The sequence below is a fragment of the Chryseobacterium carnipullorum genome, assembly GCF_003815695.1.
Lineage (GTDB): Bacteria > Bacteroidota > Bacteroidia > Flavobacteriales > Weeksellaceae > Chryseobacterium > Chryseobacterium carnipullorum.
Map to the genome: position 1 here is coordinate 4,471,396 of NZ_CP033920.1, position 17,870 is coordinate 4,489,265.

At 36.9% G+C, this 17,870-nt stretch carries 16 protein-coding genes; 8 read left to right on the forward strand and 8 right to left on the reverse strand.

The features are described from left to right. Window positions 1-5: 5 nt before the first annotated feature. The 6 genes from EG346_RS20445 to EG346_RS20470 all read left to right on the forward strand — a co-directional run bounded on the left by EG346_RS20445 (window position 6) and on the right by EG346_RS20470 (window position 3,425). Window positions 6-749 (forward strand): hypothetical protein, encoded by a 744-nt coding sequence (locus EG346_RS20445; RefSeq protein WP_123881178.1) that lies wholly within the window; start codon window positions 6-8, stop codon window positions 747-749. Between the two features lie 126 nt (window positions 750-875). Next, the gene (locus tag EG346_RS20450; protein WP_073331446.1) at window positions 876-1,142 is read left to right on the forward strand and encodes a hypothetical protein; all 267 of its coding nucleotides are present in this window, start codon (window positions 876-878) and stop codon (window positions 1,140-1,142) included. A 3-nt stretch (window positions 1,143-1,145) separates the two neighbouring features. Further along, a complete protein-coding gene (locus tag EG346_RS20455; protein WP_073331448.1) occupies window positions 1,146-1,793 on the forward strand; it encodes an Imm26 family immunity protein in 648 nt (215 codons plus the stop codon). 3 nt (window positions 1,794-1,796) lie between these two features. Next, on the forward strand, window positions 1,797-2,204 hold the full coding sequence (locus EG346_RS20460) for a hypothetical protein (RefSeq protein WP_073331449.1): 408 nt from the start codon (window positions 1,797-1,799) through the stop codon (window positions 2,202-2,204). Between the two features lie 314 nt (window positions 2,205-2,518). Then, complete coding sequence (locus EG346_RS20465; RefSeq protein WP_123881180.1) at window positions 2,519-2,953, forward strand: DUF6630 family protein; 435 nt, start codon at window positions 2,519-2,521, stop codon at window positions 2,951-2,953. Between the two features lie 181 nt (window positions 2,954-3,134). Further along, on the forward strand, window positions 3,135-3,425 hold the full coding sequence (locus tag EG346_RS20470) for a hypothetical protein (RefSeq protein ID WP_123881181.1): 291 nt from the start codon (window positions 3,135-3,137) through the stop codon (window positions 3,423-3,425). Window positions 3,426-4,100: 675 nt separating this feature from the next. Here the strand turns inward: EG346_RS20470 and EG346_RS20475 are convergent. Then, entirely contained in the window at window positions 4,101-5,480 is a 1,380-nt protein-coding gene (locus tag EG346_RS20475; RefSeq protein ID WP_123881183.1) for a phage tail-like protein, read from the reverse strand. Between the two features lie 666 nt (window positions 5,481-6,146). On the opposite strand from EG346_RS20475, the gene EG346_RS20480 reads away from it, so the two are divergent. Together EG346_RS20480 and EG346_RS20485 are read left to right on the forward strand one after the other, a co-directional pair. Next, window positions 6,147-6,446, forward strand: coding sequence for a hypothetical protein (locus EG346_RS20480; protein ID WP_073331465.1), 300 nt, complete (start codon window positions 6,147-6,149; stop codon window positions 6,444-6,446). A gap of 119 nt (window positions 6,447-6,565) precedes the next feature. Next, the gene (locus EG346_RS20485) at window positions 6,566-7,381 is read left to right on the forward strand and encodes an enoyl-ACP reductase FabI (protein ID WP_034750924.1); all 816 of its coding nucleotides are present in this window, start codon (window positions 6,566-6,568) and stop codon (window positions 7,379-7,381) included. Window positions 7,382-7,462: 81 nt separating this feature from the next. Here EG346_RS20485 and EG346_RS20490 read toward each other — a convergent pair whose 3' ends face one another. From EG346_RS20490 to EG346_RS20515, 7 genes are all read right to left on the reverse strand, one after another. After that, complete coding sequence (locus EG346_RS20490) at window positions 7,463-8,902, reverse strand: glycoside hydrolase family 30 protein (RefSeq protein WP_123881185.1); 1,440 nt, start codon at window positions 8,900-8,902, stop codon at window positions 7,463-7,465. Window positions 8,903-8,945: 43 nt separating this feature from the next. Further along, window positions 8,946-9,755: a glycoside hydrolase family 16 protein gene (locus EG346_RS20495; protein ID WP_123881187.1), complete on the reverse strand. Its 810-nt coding sequence runs from the start codon at window positions 9,753-9,755 to the stop codon at window positions 8,946-8,948. Between the two features lie 67 nt (window positions 9,756-9,822). Continuing rightward, window positions 9,823-12,045 (reverse strand): glycoside hydrolase family 3 N-terminal domain-containing protein, encoded by a 2,223-nt coding sequence (locus EG346_RS20500; RefSeq protein ID WP_123881189.1) that lies wholly within the window; start codon window positions 12,043-12,045, stop codon window positions 9,823-9,825. Window positions 12,046-12,054: 9 nt separating this feature from the next. Next, entirely contained in the window at window positions 12,055-13,482 is a 1,428-nt protein-coding gene (locus tag EG346_RS20505; RefSeq protein ID WP_123881191.1) for a glycoside hydrolase family 30 protein, read from the reverse strand. Window positions 13,483-13,485: 3 nt separating this feature from the next. Next, on the reverse strand, window positions 13,486-13,749 hold the full coding sequence (locus EG346_RS25390; RefSeq protein WP_262511591.1) for a RagB/SusD family nutrient uptake outer membrane protein: 264 nt from the start codon (window positions 13,747-13,749) through the stop codon (window positions 13,486-13,488). Window positions 13,750-13,808: 59 nt separating this feature from the next. Further along, window positions 13,809-14,924, reverse strand: coding sequence for a RagB/SusD family nutrient uptake outer membrane protein (locus EG346_RS20510; RefSeq protein ID WP_228426214.1), 1,116 nt, complete (start codon window positions 14,922-14,924; stop codon window positions 13,809-13,811). Between the two features lie 10 nt (window positions 14,925-14,934). Continuing rightward, entirely contained in the window at window positions 14,935-17,772 is a 2,838-nt protein-coding gene (locus EG346_RS20515; RefSeq protein WP_123881193.1) for a SusC/RagA family TonB-linked outer membrane protein, read from the reverse strand. Between the last annotated feature and the right edge of the window lie 98 nt (window positions 17,773-17,870).

Here is a 17,870-nt window from a genome sequence, read left to right on the forward strand (position 1 = left end):
TAAATATGGAAAAAATCAAAGTAATTACCCGTTTGACCAATAGAGAAATGTCTGCTCATGACTTTATCAATTATTGCAAAAACATTGTTGTCAACCTAAAAAACATATTCAGTGATCTGAAAATGGTTTCAATATGGGATGACAGCACCAATTCCAAATTTTATTTTGAAAATAACCTCGCTAACTTCAGTGTCCAAAATCTTGATAAAATATTAATATATAACCCGGAAGAGGACGTTTTTCAGAATGATAATGAACAGGATAAAAATTTATATGAAAATTCAAAAAGTTGGATAGGATTTAACACGCTACTCTACCTGAGTAAAGATAAAAGTGAAACAAGTGATCTTTCTATCAACATCACTCAAGGAGCATCTGAAAAAAATAAAACGGCATTAATTAATATTGAATTTTCTGATGAATTTCTTAAAACGCTCACAAAAGATTTTTCTATAAAACTAATAGAATCTTTAGAAAAGTCTGGAGATTTAGTCTACGCGGTCGTTATTTCAAACGAGTTCAGAAGAAAAGTTAAGACAAGCGGACAAAATTTATGGATTGGTTACCTGACCTATTTTCAAGATAAAAATATAAAAATTCATCTTCCTGATAGCGTCAATAGTATTAATTATGATAAAGGAATATTAATAGATTTAGGGGAGAAAATTGAAATCTCAGACGAGGCCGTAAACAAAGCGGTGACCATAAGAAATATCCTGGGAGATGAAGCACTCAACTACTCTTCTTAAAAAATTTTAAATAGGTAAGATTAAAAGCAGGTCCCATCTTTGACAAGATAGGACCTTAATTTTTATACATTCATTGTTTTCACCTGTCAACTGTAGATAGCACAACATACATTATTAATAAAATATGTGGGACAAACGGAGAAAACTGATGTTAGAGATAGATTTGATGAACATTTAAAATCTGAAAATACCAAAAAAATAGATAGAGCAGAGTGGAACAAACATTATGATATTCGGGAAGTCCATTCCGGAAATTGGGATCCCTATGAAGCTTCTGTTTGGGAACAGCATTATATGGAGAAAAACGGTGGTAAACCTAACTTAGAAAATGGGCGAAATGAGATTACAAAAGCCAAATTTGATAAATATAAAAATTTACATAATCCTTGTTAAACAATGAAAAAAGACATTAAAGTAGGCGATATTTTCGCTATTAAAATTGAAAATTCAACCGAGTATTATTTTGGAAGAGTATTATTTGACGTAAAAAACCAGTATAATGGAAGTGGACAAATGCATAATTATTTAGATTGGCACAAGGAAAGTGTATTGATAGAAACATACAAATATATTTCTAGTGAATTAGTTATCAATAATTATGAAACCGCAATACGTTCAACCTTTATTTCAAAAAGAGATTTGTTAAAACAAGATATACAAATTATTGATAATATTTTGGTTAACCCTGAAAAAGTCTCTTTTCCGGAGACTTTAAAAAACTTTGAAAGTACTTGTTTTTTCACAGTTGGGGAATTAGCTATTAAAACCAACTTATCTACAGAATATGCTTACGATAAAATTAAAATTTTTCCAACTTTGGGGAAAATTTACTATTTAGAAATAGCAACCTTAGACATTTCTAACAGAAAAGATTTAATATCAGATAAAGATGATATAATGGATAATTATTTCAAATTCTCAGATATTAGAAGTTTACCGCTGTTACAGAAAGAAATTTATCAGACAATTGATGAAAATCCAGATGTATCTTATTATGAATTAGCATTAAAGTATGGCTTTGATTTAAAACGTTTTTATAAGTAATTTATGGAATATCAAAACAAAATTTCACAAAATATACTTTGGAATTTTGGTAAGCAAAAATTCTTAACAATTGAAAATTTCAGATTAGCTTTAAAAAATTACAATGAGGAAATAAGAGGAGAATTTTTTTCTGAAGATTTAGATTTACCAATTCTTAAAGCCAATAAAGTTGCGATACAATACGAATATTGGGACCAAAGTATTGAAGATATCGTAGAACCTGATTTTCTTTTAAATGCAGATAACGGACAATTTTTCACAACTGCTGAACTCTTGTTTAAAATTCATAATCAGGTCCATGAAAAATTGAAAGATGACGACCATCAATTTTTTGAAGGATTAGAGTTATGGACGGGAGAAAACCCCAATTATCCTGACACTCCGTTATATTTTTTACAGCAAGGGAGCTAGTATGAGATTATACTCAAACCAAAATAACGTCTTAACTGGTAATTTAAAACTGGGATCCATTATTCAGTAGGATGATTAATGCTTTGGGTGCTTTCATTAAGGGTTTTATTGGAAATATCAAAAGATGCAGTGTTTAAGAACGGTTTAAATAACATTTAGAATGAAGAAAGAGATACAAAGCCTGAGAGGCTGTAAGTAGATATTGGAAACATTATGAAACACCTGTCCGGGAACAATATTATTGATAAAATGGAAGCAAAACTAATCTTCAAAATGAAATTTTAGCTAACCTAAATTTGATAATATAAAAAACAATGGATAGAAGAGATACTATTAAATTCACAGGAAAATTATTGAAAATCAATGAAAACCCTGAAATTTATTTAAAAAACAACCCTCGTTTCCTCGATCTAACAGATGATTATCTGTGGCTGGCAATGGTAGATATACTTATTGAAAGCGGATATGCATTTGAGATCGATTGGAAAGAGGATTACAGCACAGCTAAAAACCAGACTGAAATACTATTAAAAAATAAAAGTGTATCCATAGACATTGAAAAAGATCAGGATCTCTATCATTTGGAAGCCGGATCCTTTTTCCCCCTTCTTAATGAAAAAATAGAAAAATCCGGTTATCAGCTTTTAAACTTAGATATTGACAGCGACAGTTATGTTAGCATATTAGTCAATGATGAAAGTATCAATAAACTTTTATCTTTAGATGACCGAATAAAGGAATATCGATGAGATTTACCATACTATTTACATCAAAAGGTTTCAGATTGAGACCTTTTAATTTTGACATACACAGACAATCATCCTGAAGGCTCAACACTGGAATGACCTATGTCTATACCCAAGCAAAAGATTTTATTTGATGATGCTAATATAGATATTGATGTTATTGTTGTACCTAAATAAATTAAATATGGAAAAAATCAAAGTAATTACCCGTTTGACCAATAGAGAAATGTCTGCCCATGACTTTATCAATTATTGCAAAAACATTGTTGTCAACCTAAAAAACATATTCAGTGATCTGAAAATGGTTTCAATATGGGATGACAGCACCAATTCCAAATTTTATTTTGAAAATAACCTCGCTAACTTCAGTGTCCAAAATCTTGATAAAATATTAATATATAACCCGGCAGAGGACGTTTTCAGAATGATAATGAACAGGATAAAAATTTATATGAAAATTCAAAAAGTTGGATAGGATTTAACACGCTACTCTACCTGAGTAAAGATAAAAGTGAAACAAGTGATCTTTCTATCAACATCACTCAAGGAGCATCTGAAAAAAATAAAACGGCATTAATTAATATTGAATTTTCTGATGAATTTCTTAAAACGCTCACAAAAGATTTTTCTATAAAACTAATAGAATCTTTAGAAAAGTCTGGAGATTTAGTCTACGCGGTCGTTATTTCAAACGAATTCAGAAGAAAAGTTAAGACAAGCGGACAAAATTTATGGATTGGTTACCTGACCTATTTTCAAGATAAAAATATAAAAATTCATCTTCCCGATAGCGTCAATAGTATTAATTATAATAAAGGAATATTAATAGATTTAGGGGAGAAAATTGAAATCTCAGACGAAACCGTAAACAAAGCGGTGACCATAAGAAATATCCTGGGAGATGAAGCACTCAACTACTCTTCTTAAAAAAATTTAAATAGGTAAGATTAAAAGCAGGTGCCATCTTTGACAAGATAGAAACTTAATTTTGTATGCATTCATTGTTTTCACCTGTCAATTGTAGATATCAAAACGTATCTTATTAATAAAATCTGTGGGAAAATTAAAACGCATCAATGAATCTCAAAGGAAAAATTCATCATACACATTCACCCATTTCAATGGATTGTGTAAATCTCATATTTTTCTGCTAGAACTCATTAATCATCACATAAAAATGTCCCGAGTACAGGCTTTCCGTATTTCCAGAGATATTGGTAAGATTGATGGTCACACTTGAAGTAGACGTCATCCTTGGATTGGATATCGAAAAAGAAGTATTTCCTGCAAAATCTCCTGCCGGAGAAACCACGATCGCAGCTCTTGCAGAACCTGGCTGCAGATTAGCCGGAATAGCAATCTCCAGGGTTACAGATTTTCCAGCAGCTAAGTTGTTTACAGAAACCGACGGCCATGCTTCAAAGCTGATCTGGTTTTTTTGTATACTCCCCTTTTCACCCAGTTTATATTGTCCGTTGACATCTATTTTTACTGAAGTATTAGGTGTTGCGGTCCCAATTCCCACGTTGGCATTATTATTTCCAATAACAATTGCATTGGCCTGTGAAGTGACAGCTCCGTACCCTACTGCTGTCGAAAACTGGCCCAGAGCATTCGCTCCCGATCCTACTGCCGTTGAATTCTGGTTGTTCGTTACTGTATTATATCCTACGGCTGTTTCACTGTTTGTATTCGTCTTTGCATTATATCCTACGGCTGTGGACTGAAATCCTGATGCTGTTGAGTTTTTCCCTACAGAAGTGGCGTCATTGGTCGTTGTCTTAGCATTATATCCCAATGCCAGAGACTGGAATCCAGAGGCATCTGCATTATTTCCTACAGCTGTGGCTTCATTCACCGTTACTTTCGCATTATAACCTACTGCTGTTGACTGGTATCCTGAAATTTTAGAATTAGCTCCCAGCGCTACTGATTCATTGGCGGTAACCGAAGTATTGGTCCCGATCGCAATTCCCTGATAAGCACTGCTCGAATTCCCTAAAGCAATACCATTCTGTGCCGCATTCGCTGCTGTTCCAAAGCTTATAGAATTATTTACCCCTAATCTTCCTACCGATGTAGAGTTAACTTTAAAAACAAGGTCATCAGACGTGTTGGTTCCCAAAGACAGATTGGTATTCACCCCTCCGGAATTTCCGCTATTGGTGGCTGAACTATTCCAAACCGACATTGGACTTACTCCCCCATTGGTTCCGTTACCACTATTGGATGCAGTAGTAGAAATCATATTCCATTTTGATTTGCTCCAGTAGTAAAAACCCGTTTCTGCTAAAGTTCCCGATCCATTGTTCCAAACAATCAATCCTTCCGCCGGATTTTGAACAGTTATCTGATCTGTGGATGATACCAAGGCAACACTGGGAAGAAGTATTCCTTTATTTTTTGAATTGATTTGTAACATAGCCGATGGATCGGGGTTCGGAGTACCAATCCCCACCTGTGCGTGAATTAAAATAGTAAATCCTGAAAGAAGAAGAATGAGTTGAGCTTTAATTTGTCTTGATAACATGGTATTGTTGATAGTCTATTTTTAGAGGGTGCAAATATACGAATTTTTAACAAAACACCTTATTTTTTTATCATATCCATAAATAAATACACTTAATAGTGATTAAACAAGCCTTTAGTCACTATTAAATGAAACATTTTTCCTCTATTAACTAAATATTAAGTCCCTCCCATAGCAGTTTTGCGCGTATTCAAATGCGTAAGTCGTAAGTTACAATTACACTATTTCTAAAAAACATCACTTAAAATTGAATAAAAAATAATTTATAAAGGATCTGGCGAAAAAGGTTTTGACATGATCATTAGCTATTATGAAGGCTTGCATAGATGAGTAAAATTATGGCAGATGGCATGAATCAAAAAAAAAATTCCATATCTATATGATAAAGCATGTGAACTATTTGTATTGAGCCTTTCAGGACCCTTTTACTTCAAAATAGTTTATTTATAATATCTAATTCCTGAACTGTTTTCACTAATCCTTCTGTACAATTCTTCACTTCCTGATCATCTCTGTCTTATTTCCTGATTATACTATACTTATGTACAATGAAATTGTGATTTAGAAAATTATAACAAAATATTAAGAAAAATTTAACAGTAGGCTTTTATTTTAGGAATGGTTCTTGTTTATTTACTGGTATACAAACAATAAAATATTATTATTATGAACAATTCAGAATACAACAAAGCGGAAGATGCAGTAAACAACACAGAGAATTCTTTAAAGAATGCAGCAGAAAATGCAAAGTGGAAAATAGAAGATCTTGCAGACAAAGCTAAAGATTATATCAATGAAAAAAGAGATAATGATCAGGAGGCAAGTCAGGAAGATTGGTTTGATAAAGTAAAAAACAATGCTTCTGATGCATGGGATGACATTAAAGATAAAGCTAATGATGCATGGGAAAAAACAAAGGATGCAGCAGAAGATGTAAAAGCAGAATGGAATAAGAAAACGAATTAAAATTTCAGTCATATAAATATTTTCAAAAAAAAGGAGCCTTAAATCAATTAGGCTCCTTTTTTATTATGACGCAAACACAAATTATTGCTACATTTGTATTTAATAAACATTAAAAAATTATGTCATACGGTCTACTTAAAGGCAAAAAGGGAATTATTTTTGGAGCCCTTAATGAGCAATCTATCGCGTGGAAAGTTGCAGAAAGATGTCATGAAGAAGGTGCTGAATTTATCTTATCAAACGCTCCTATTGCATTGAGAATGGGAGAACTTAATGGTTTAGCAGAAAAAACAGGTTCTGAGGTGATAGGTGCAGATGCTACTTCTGTGGAAGATCTTGAAAAACTTTTTGATGCTGCTATTGCAAAATATGGTAAAATAGATTTTATCCTTCATTCAATAGGCATGTCCGTAAATGTAAGAAAAGGAAAGCATTATACTGAAATGAATTACGACTGGTTGGAAAAAGGCTGGGATATTTCCGCTGTTTCTTTCCACAAAGTAATGCGTGTTGCGTGGGAAAAAGACTGTATGAATGAGTGGGGAAGCATCCTTGCCCTTACTTATATCGCAGCTCAGAGAACGTTCCCGGATTATAATGATATGGCAGACAACAAAGCATATCTGGAGAGCATCACAAGATCTTTCGGAAATTATTGGGGCGCAAGAAAAGTACGTGTCAACACCATCTCTCAATCTCCTACTCCTACTACGGCAGGAAGTGGCGTGAAAGGTTTCGGAGGTTTCTTAGGATATGCCGATGATATGTCTCCGCTAGGAAATGCTACTGCTCTTGACTGTGCCAACTATTGTGTGAGTATGTTCTCTGATCTTACTCAAAAAGTAACGATGCAGAATCTTTTCCATGACGGAGGTTTCAGCAATACAGGGGTATCTCAGAAAGTTGTAGACAAATATGACGCTGAAAGTAAATAATCATTCTGATGTATTGATATCAAATATAAACCGGCGGCCTCTACGAGGCCGCCGGTTCTATAAAAAATAATCAATATGAAGCTATAAAATAACGGTCTGTATAGAATGGGCAGGTGCCGATAGCTTGGCAGACATTCCTTCAATCCACAGATTCGTTTCAATATCATTTTCGGAATCATTCATGATAACCGTCACCAACTGACCATTTTCATTCATGAAAGTAGTGGAGGTAAGAGCTGCTCTGTTAGAAGAACTTCCGATTCTCTGAGCATTGGGCTTAATATATTTTGAAACGTGACCTACATAGTAATATTCGTACGTGTAATGAACTTCTCCTGTTGAGGTATCTGCAATGATAGGGGCAAAACAGAAGTTTCCGACATGGTTGGGGCCTCCGGTTTGATCCAGAAGGACATTCCAGTCTGTCCATAAAGCGGTTCCTTTGTTGAAATCATTAAGCATATTTTTTCCATACAATTCTCCCAGACTTACATCATAAATTCCGGACATCTTGAACTGTTCTTTACATCCTTCTGTAAACGCCAGGAATTTATCAGGAAAAGCTCTTTGTGTTTCTGCTAAATTATCGAAAAGCTGTGTTTTGTTGTTCCACGTTTCATACCAGTGGTACCCGATTCCGTGGGCATATTTCGAAGTTTCAGGATCGCTTAAAGTCGTTGTTGCTCTCTGGTAAATCAGGTCTCTGTTGTGATCCCAGATCATTACTTTTTTGTCTTTATAACCGTTTTTCCAAAGTGTTGGCCCTAAATTATTTTTAAGAAATTCACCTTCTTCTTCCGCAGAATAGATACATGACTCCCAGCTTTGTGTCGCCATCGGCTCATTTTGTACCGTCAATCCCCAGATATTGATTCCTCTTTTTTCGTATTCTTTAATGAATTTAATATAATAATCTGCCCAGGTCTGGTAATACTGATTCTCCAGTCTTCCTCCTTTGTACAGGCTTTTATTGGATTTCATCCATGCTGGTGGACTCCAAGGAGAGAAGTAAAAAGTGAAATCTTTTCCTATCGCTTTCTGAGCCTCTTTGATCATCGGGATCTTATACTTTTCGTCATGGGCAACATTGAAGGTCTTTAAAGCCATATCATTGTCTTCCACATAAGTATAAGAATCACTGGAGAAGTCGCATGAATTCATATTGGTACGGACTACCGTGTAACCCAGTCCGTTTTTTCCGAAGTAAGCCTCCAGAATTTCTTTCTGCTTATTCTTTGGCATTTTATAAAAGGTTTCAGCAGATGCATCCGTGATGGCACCGCCTATTCCAATCAGTTTCTGGTATTTGAAATCCGGATCCACAAATATACAGGCATCTGTTTCTTTAGGCTGACCAAATTTTTCAAATTTAACCACTCCTTTATCCGCCATCTTTTCGTTGGTTTTAGAATTGGTTAAAATGACTTTTGCCGTTTTACCTGTATTCTTCTTCCAGTAGTTCTGTGCATTGATATTTAATAATGCTCCCACTGTAAGACAGCTCACAATTAGTTTTTTCATAATCTTTTTCTTTCTGTTTTTGGACTCACCTGCCCTCGCTTCATTATTTATTTTGATAAACTCTTACATAATCTATATAATACTTCTGTGGAAAAATACGATCATCGATTCCTTCTTTTCCACCCCAGAAACCGCCTACCGCCAGATTTAAAATAAGAAAATACGGTTGATCGAAAGGCCAGGCTTCATAGGTTTTTTCCTTATTTTCGTAGGTAAAGAACTTCTGCCCATCGATAAATACCTCTATTTTTTCCGGAGTCCAGTTTGCTTTATACACATGAAATTTTTCACTCACATCCTTCATCATCAGAGTATCCGTTTTCTGCGTCCCCTGAATATGATTGTATTTTTTGGTATGCACCGAAGCATGAACATACCCCTGATGAAAGCCCACATGTTCCATAATATCCAGTTCACCATCGTCCGGCCATTCTTTCATATTTTCGCTCATCATCCAGATGGCGGGCCATGTTCCCCGGCCTTTAGGAAGTTTTGCCCTCACTTCTACTGTTCCATACTGGAATGAGAATTTTCCTTTGGTTAAAAGCCTTGCGGAAGTATATGCATTCTTTCCCCAGGTTTCTTTTCTGGCTTCAATCACCAGATTGCCGCCTTCCATTCTGGCATTCTCCAGCCTGTTTTTGGTATAAAACTGATCTTCATTGTTTCCATAGCCGTCTCCTCCTACATCGTAGTTCCATTTTAATGAGTCTGGAAGCCCTTTTCCATTAAATTCATCACTCCATACCAGTTTTTTCCGGGCATCTGTCTTGTTTGAAACACAACTGACAAAGGAAAATACGAATAGTCCTGTTGTACAAAGCTGAATAATATTTCTGAATTTGATTTTCATACATCAGGATTTGATAAACCTGTACTATTTTTAATAAATTTTGCTAAAACTCTTTTCTGCAGAATTTCTATTTCGTCCAGTTAATTCTTTTCGTTTGTCCATTTTGAGAACTGGTTCCGACCATAATATCGAATTCTCCACTTTCCCAGTCAAAATTCAGATCCTCATCAAAAAACTTCAGATCTTCCTGAGTCAGCTTAAAATCTACTTTTCTGCTTTCTCCTTTTTTAATGAGTACCTTCTGGAAACCTTTCAGTTCTTTCACTGGTCTTACTACTTTCCCAAAAAGATCTCTGATATACAACTGTACTACTTCTTCTCCATCATATTTTCCTGTATTGGAAACCGTCACACTAACCGTCAATGTCTGATTTCCTTTAAGGTTCACTGAACTTAAAACCATATCATCATATTTAAAATCTGTATAACTTAATCCGTAACCAAAAGGAAACTTAGGATCATTATCAAGATCAATATACGCTGAAACGTAATTTCTGTCTGTATTGTTTTTTGCAGGTCTTCCGGTATTGTAATGATTGTAATAAACAGGAATCTGACCTTCTGCTCTCGGGAAGCTCATCGGAAGTTTCCCGCCGGGATTCACAGCTCCGAAAAGAACATCAGCAATAGAGTTACCTGCTTCGGTTCCCAGCCACCAGTTATAAGTGATGGCAGGAATATGATCAGCAGCCCAGTTGAAGATTAGAGGTCTTCCGGCATTGATCATTAAAACGATTGGTTTTCCGGTCTTGCCAATTTCTTTAAGCAAGTCTTCCTGAACTCCGGTAAAGCCAATGCTGCTTCGGCTTTTTGCTTCTCCGCTCATCGCATGACCTTCCCCTAATGTCATGATCACTACATCTGCCTTTTTTGCCGTTTCCACGGCTTCTGCAAACATAGATTTATCCTGATCATCTACATTACAGCCTTTTGCATATAATAAGGTTGAGTTTTTATCAAGCTGGTTTTTAATGCCGTCAAACTGCGAAACAATTCTTCGGTTGTCATCTTTAAATGCAATAGACCAAAAACCGTGATTTGCCACTGTTTCTTTTCCGAAAGGTCCGATCAAGGCAACGGTCTTCACGGTCTTAGAAAGCGGTAGAATATTTCCCTGGTTTTTAAGAAGAACAATACTTTTGGAACCAAATTCTCTTCCAAACTTTCTATTTTCAGGATTATTGGTCTGCTCTTTCTGTCTCTTTTCATTGCTGAACCTGTAGGGATCATCGAAGAGCCCCATCTCGAATTTTTTGGCTAAAATTCTTCCCGCCGCATCATCTACAAATTTTATATTTACTTTTCCTTCTTTAACCAGTTTTGGAAGCTCCGTCATATAAACGCGGCTTTCCATATCCATGTCACTACCGCCAAGAATGGCTCTTTCAGCAGCTTCATTGGCATCTTTAGCATAACCGTGAGGAATCATTTCTCCGATGCTTCCCCAGTCCGAAACCACAAAACCTTTATAATTCCACTTTCCTTTTAACAATTCTCGCTGAATGTATGGGTTGGCTGTGGCTGGAATTCCGTTGATATCATTGAATGAATTCATAAATGTCGCTACTCCGGCATTTGCTGCTGCTTTGAATGGCGGTAAATAGATTTCATGAAGTTGTCTTAAACTCATATCAACAGAATTGTAATCTCTGCCGCCGACTGCCGCACCGTACGCAGCAAAATGTTTGGCACAAGCCATTACCGCATCAAGACTTCCTAAACCTCTTCCCTGAAATCCTTTGATTCTTGCCAAACCAATCTGTGTTCCCAGGTACGTATCTTCCCCTGAACCTTCCATCACTCTTCCCCATCTCGGATCCCTGGCAATATCTACCATAGGCGCAAAAGTCCAGTGAATCCCATAAGCCGCAGCTTCAGTAGCCGCAATTCTTTCTGACTTTTCTATCATCCCAAGATCCCAGCTTGCCGCCTGACCTAAGTTGACAGGAAAAGTTGTACGATAACCGTGAATAACATCCTGCCCGAACAGCAAAGGTATTTTTAACCTTGATTGCTGGGCTAACTTCTGAAAAGATCTCGTTTCTTCTGCTCCCGCCACATTCAGCATAGAGCCTACTTTGCCTTTCTTTATTTCTTCCAAAACTGCTGCGGAATTAGACTGCTGAGGTCCTGTGGCATATTCAAATCCGCTGTATTGGACCATTTGCCCAACCTTTTCTTCCAGGGTCATTTTAGACAGCAGTTCTGCTACCTTCTGATCAACCGTTTTCTGCCCGTAAGCATTCATTCCCAATGCTGAAAATGCCAGTAAGAAATAAACTCTTTTCATGATATTAAATTAAAAAACATAAGTCGCTGCCGAATTTCCTGAAAGGATAACGGGAGCAGTCTTTCCGTTATATTTGATATTAAAACTTTCATCCGTACTGTTTCCGTTCTGGATAATCAATACTGTTTTTCCGGCCGGAGTTTTAAATGCCGCCGTAGAAAGTGTTTCTGTCTGTGTGGAAGCAATACGCTGAGAACCTGCAGGAACAAATTTGGAAGCGTGCGCAATGATGTAATAGGAAACGTTTCTGGTGAAATTTTCACTGTCAGAAACTGTTATGGCTCCTTTACATTCCGTACATCCTCCGTCTGTGTGAGGTTGATACTGAGGATCATTCGCTACATTCCATTCCAAAGCGATACGGCTCCAGTTTCTCATTGAACCGATCACTACGTTTTTAACGTGCCAGTTCAGGTCTTCGTTAAAAGTCCCTTTCGATCCCGTCCACTGCTCGGTAAAATACAAATTTTTATCGGGAAACGCGTTGTGCACCGTGCTTAAAGCGGAAATATCACCTTCATATAAATGGAAGGCTGAACCGTCTATATATTGATAGGCTTCCGGATCTTTCAGAATATCAAGGGCATATTCCGGTTTATTACAATTGTGATCGTAGACTACAATTTTTGTTTTGATATTATGGGATTTAAAAACAGGACCTAAGTGACCTTTGATAAAATCTCTCTGCTGATCAGAGGGCATAAAAAGGCTAGGATTATTTCCCGGATGAAGAGGTTCGTTTTGAGGCGTTACGGCATCAATGGTAATGCCTTCTTTTTTCATTCCCAGAATATATTTTGCAAAATAGTCGGCATAAACTCTGTAAAAATCAGGTTTTAGGCTTCCTCCTTTTGATTTTCCATTGTCTTTCATCCAAACCGGAGGTGACCATGGTGCTGCAATGATTTTTATTTTGGGGTTAATGGCCAGAATCTCTTTCAGCATAGCAATCAGATCCTTGTCATTAGCCAGACTGAATTTTGAAAGTGAAGGATCTGTCTGTCCTTCCGGAAGATCGTCATAAGAGAAAACTCTTCCATCCAGATCAGAAGCCCCGATACTTAATCGCAGGTAACTGATAGAAATAGAGTTCTTATCATTTCCAAAAAGTTCGTGAAGCAAAGCTTTTCTTTTTGAAGACGAAAGTCTGTTGATTACTTCTACACTGCCTCCTGTGAGGGTGTAACCAAAACCGTCAACATATTGAAACTTTTGAGTATCATCAATTTCAATATTCTGCCAGTTGTTGGCATTTTTCACAAATCTGACCGGAGTCTGCTGCTGTAATTTTATACTTTCATTGCCTCTGGTGAGCCATGACTGAACTTCACTTTCTTTACCTGATCCAACGGATGCACACGATAAAGGAAAAAGTACCACGCCGCAAAGCAGCGAGGTACCTTTAAAAAAGAAACTATATAAGTTGTGAAACTTCATATTTTAATAACCTGGATTTTGGGTTAAATTCTGATTGTTATCTCTCTGTCCTTGCGGAATAGGCCAAAGCAGCCTGTTTTGATTGATACTTGCAGCATACGGAAGTATATTTCCGTTTCCGTCTTTCTGCTTGGAAAGAATAGCAACAGCAGTTCCTGTTCTTTTCAGATCAAACCATCGCTGTCCTTCAAAAGCCAGTTCCAGTTTTCTTTCCGCCATTACTTTAGCAATTCCGTCCGTTTCAGAGGTTACCGCTACAGAAGACAAACCTGCTCTGGTTCTTACCTGATTAATGTATCCTGCTGCTCCTGTATAATCTGCCGTTCTTACACTGCTTCTGCCTTTAACAGAAGGATATCTGCATACCTCATAATGTAGAAATTCTGTGTCCCGTCCATCTTTCTCATTTTGTACATAAAAGGATAGTTGGTACTTGGCCAGTAATTATCTGACCATGCCACCGGTGAAAATTTAATCGAGCTATTCATCCTTTGAGTATCTCCTGCATCTGAAAAAGTTTTAACCAGATCGTTGGAAGGAATGTTGAATTTTTTCCAGTCGGTTCCTAAGAACATGGAAGAACCCCAGGCCCATACACTCCCAGCATTCCCGTTGGCTTCGAAAATAGATTCTGAATTTCCTTCATGCAGACCGTCAAAAAGCTGATCATAGACCGGAAGTAGGTTTACCCCTGAAATATTGGATGCATACTGTTTTACTTTTGCCCAGTCCGGATTTGGTTTAGATGCATTAGCTTTCGCCAACAATCCGTAAGCAAGGTTTTTATTGGCTCTGTATTTTTCACTTCCTGCCGGAGCATTGGCAAGGGCACCTTCAAGATCTGCAATAATCATATCATAGGCTTCCTGAACTGTTTTTCTTGCCGGATAAACCTGGCTGTACACTTCATCAAAATTGCCGGAATTCACTCCTATTACAGCTTTTGTCACCAAAGGAATATCTCCCCATAGCTGTACGGCATGGAAATAATATAATGCTCTCATTATCGCAGCTTCGGATTTCATTTCGGTTTTTCTTGCCGTTGTGAGTGCCGGATCATTGATTTGATCTACATAATTCAGGATCATATTACAATCATTGATAAAACCGTATAAGTATTTCCAGTCTCTTTCTACGTTGGAATTGGTCGCAATGATGCGGTATTCATCCTGTTGAAAGCTTTGTACGTTATCCGCTCCCGCGTAAGCATTATCGGTCTGTGCATCACCATTCATTGCATAATCAAGCTGCCAGTATTCATTACCAAATGCTGAATAAATAGTATTCATCCTGTTTTCTGCATCTCCGGCTGTTTTCAAAGGACTTTCAATAGAAATTGCCTGCTCTGTAATGGGTTCTGTGTCTAGAAAGTCATTACAGGAAACGGTCATCATAAGAGCTGATGCTCCCAATAGATAATATATTGCTTTATTGATTTTCATTGTAAATAATTTAGAAGTTAGCTTTTAGCCCAACGATGATTGTTCTTACCTGAGGGTATGTTCCATAATCTATCCCAAAAACGGCTCTTTCGGCACCTACAGTTCCGTTATTAGGACTGAATGCATTTACTTCAGGATCCATCCCTGAATAATCTGTGATGGTAAAGATATTTTGCCCTGTCACGTATAAATTAAGCTTATTGACACCTTTAAAAGGTTTCATAAAATTGTACCCTACTGTAACTGCTTTTAACTTCAGATAAGATCCGTTTTCTATAAACCGGTCTGAGATGATCTGTGCAGAAGCAGAATATGCTCTCGGCACATCAGTAACCTGGCCTGGCGTTGTCCAGCGGTCCAATACTGCTGTAGACTGATTTTTATAATCACTCATCATTTCGAGGTCAAACCTTGTAGCATTGAAAATGTAATTTCCTACCGATCCAGTGATCAGCGTATCCAGATACCAGTTTTTAAATTTAAAATTATTACTGAATCCAAAAGTAAAATCAGGATTAGGATTGCCAATATACCTTCTGTCTTCAGGTTTAAGATCGGTATAGGCTACAACATTTCCGCTGGCATTCACATACATCTGATCTCCATTTTCAGGATTGACTCCCGAAACTTTATACCCATAAAACATTCCGAGGGGCTGCCCTTCTTCAAATCTAACCAATCTTCCCATTCCTTCTACATTTGCAGCTTGAATTGTGTTCAGAAATGAACTGATATTAGTTATCTTATTTTTTGTAAATGAAATATTAAATGAAGTATTCCATGTGAAATTTTCATTCTTGATGTTCACTGTATTAAGAGCAAACTCTAATCCTTTATTTTCAAGAGAACCAATGTTTCTGTAGATCTGAAATTCATAGGTTCCCAATTTAATTGGAGATATTAAGTTATCAGTTTTTCTCTGATAAGCATCAACACTCAATCTGATCCTGTTATCAAGGATTCCAAGATCTAATCCTAAGTTGGTATCTGTTGTAGTTTCCCAGGTCAGATCTCCACTGTCAGATTGGGAATTAACAAAAACCGGGACTCCATTATTCCAGAACGGATTATAAAGATTGAAATGAGAATAGGCAGGAATCGCTGATGCATTAGCTGTTTTCCCCCATCCGGCTCTAAGCTTTAGTTCACTGATTAGTTTACTGTCTGCAAGAAAGTTTTCCTTTGAAATTACCCACGAAGCCGAAACGCCTGGAAAGAATCCCCATTTATTTCCCGGAGCCAAAGCTGAATTTGCATTCTCTCTGAATACCCCCATCACTGTGTACTTCCCGTTAAGTGTATAAAGTGCTCTTCCGAAAAACGAAACCTGTCTTAGGATCTCTTTACGGATATCATAGCTTTGATTTTTGGCCAGATCATAGTTAAAGTTAAAGGTATCTGCCGGGAAATTATCTCCGCCAAAATAATTGCTTTGAAAATTTCTTTCATTGATTTGAACCCCTCCAAGTACAGATAAATCATGTACTCCTCTCTTAAAGGTATAGTTTAATGTATTTTCAAAGTTATATTCCTGGAACTGGCTGAATTCCTGAGATCCTATACCAAATTTAGACCGTCCGTAGCTTGTCTGAAATCCATCTACAAATTTAGTATTTCTTGAATCTATCATATCAAATGAGATCGATGGCTTCCATGTAAGATCTTTAAAAAGTCTTACCTCAAGTCCCAAATTGCTTAAAAACCTCTGGGAAAGAGTTTTATCTTTTCTGGATTGATAAGCAACAGGATTTTCCCATGATGACTGATAAGGGTTAGGTGCAAACTGCCCCGGTTTATACCCGTCCTTTATTGCTCCGGTTGCATCATATATTTCCCCATCTCCAGGACTCATATTGACCTGATTTCCATATACCGGCAGAAAAGTAGGTGTATTATAGGCACTTAAAACAACACCACCTCTTGCTGTACTGAGATTGTCGTTTGTATTGGTAAGATTGGTTATAAAGTAATTCACCGATGAGTTTAGCTTCAGCCAGGGAAGAATCACCGCGTCCAAATTCAGCTTTGCTGAAGTCCTCTGAAACCTTGAAGGCTTTATTATTCCGTCAATATCCTGATATCCGAGTGCAGCATATGCTTTAATATTTTCATTGCCGAAAGAATAGTTTACATTGTAATTCTGATCAAAACCTGTCTGAAAAACCTCTTTTGTCCAATCGGTATTAATGCCTGCATACCGTGGGTTATTTGCAGTAGAAATATAATCTCCGCCTCCGTTCACCTTAATATCGCTTAATAACGATTTATATTGTTCCTGATTAAGGACGTCAATATTTTTCATCGCTTTAGAAAATCCCCAGTAGGCATTAAAGTTCAGCTGAGGTTTCCCTATTTTTCCTCTTTTCGTTGTAATGATGACAACACCTGAAGAACCGCTGATCCCGTAGATGGCAGTAGATGACGCATCTTTTAGGATTGTCATATCTACAATATCATCTGTATTAATTCCGCTAACATCTGTGGTCTGGATACCGTCAACAACATACAGAGGACTCACCGATGACGCGAGAGAATTGTTTCCCCTGATTTTAATGTCAATATTCGCTCCCGGCTTTCCTGAAGCCTGTACAACACTTACACCAGCAGCCTGGCCTTGCATTGCCTGGCCTACATTGTAAAGAGGTCTGTTTTCAAAAGCATCTGCCTTTACAACAGAAGCTGCACTTGTAAGGTTCTGTTTCTTTACTGATCCATACCCGACAAGAACAACTTCTTCTATTGCCTTCTCTTTCGGAACGGAATCTTTCACCTTGGTCTGCGCACTGAAATTCGCTGTAAAATACAGCACAGCAACCACCCCGAGGCTTCTTGATATTCTTAGATTCATATACAGTTAGTTTTTAATTCTCAAATTGAGACAATAAAAATATATTTTTTTTTAATTAATTAACATTGTATTCATAATTATTTTAATTTTTCGTTTAT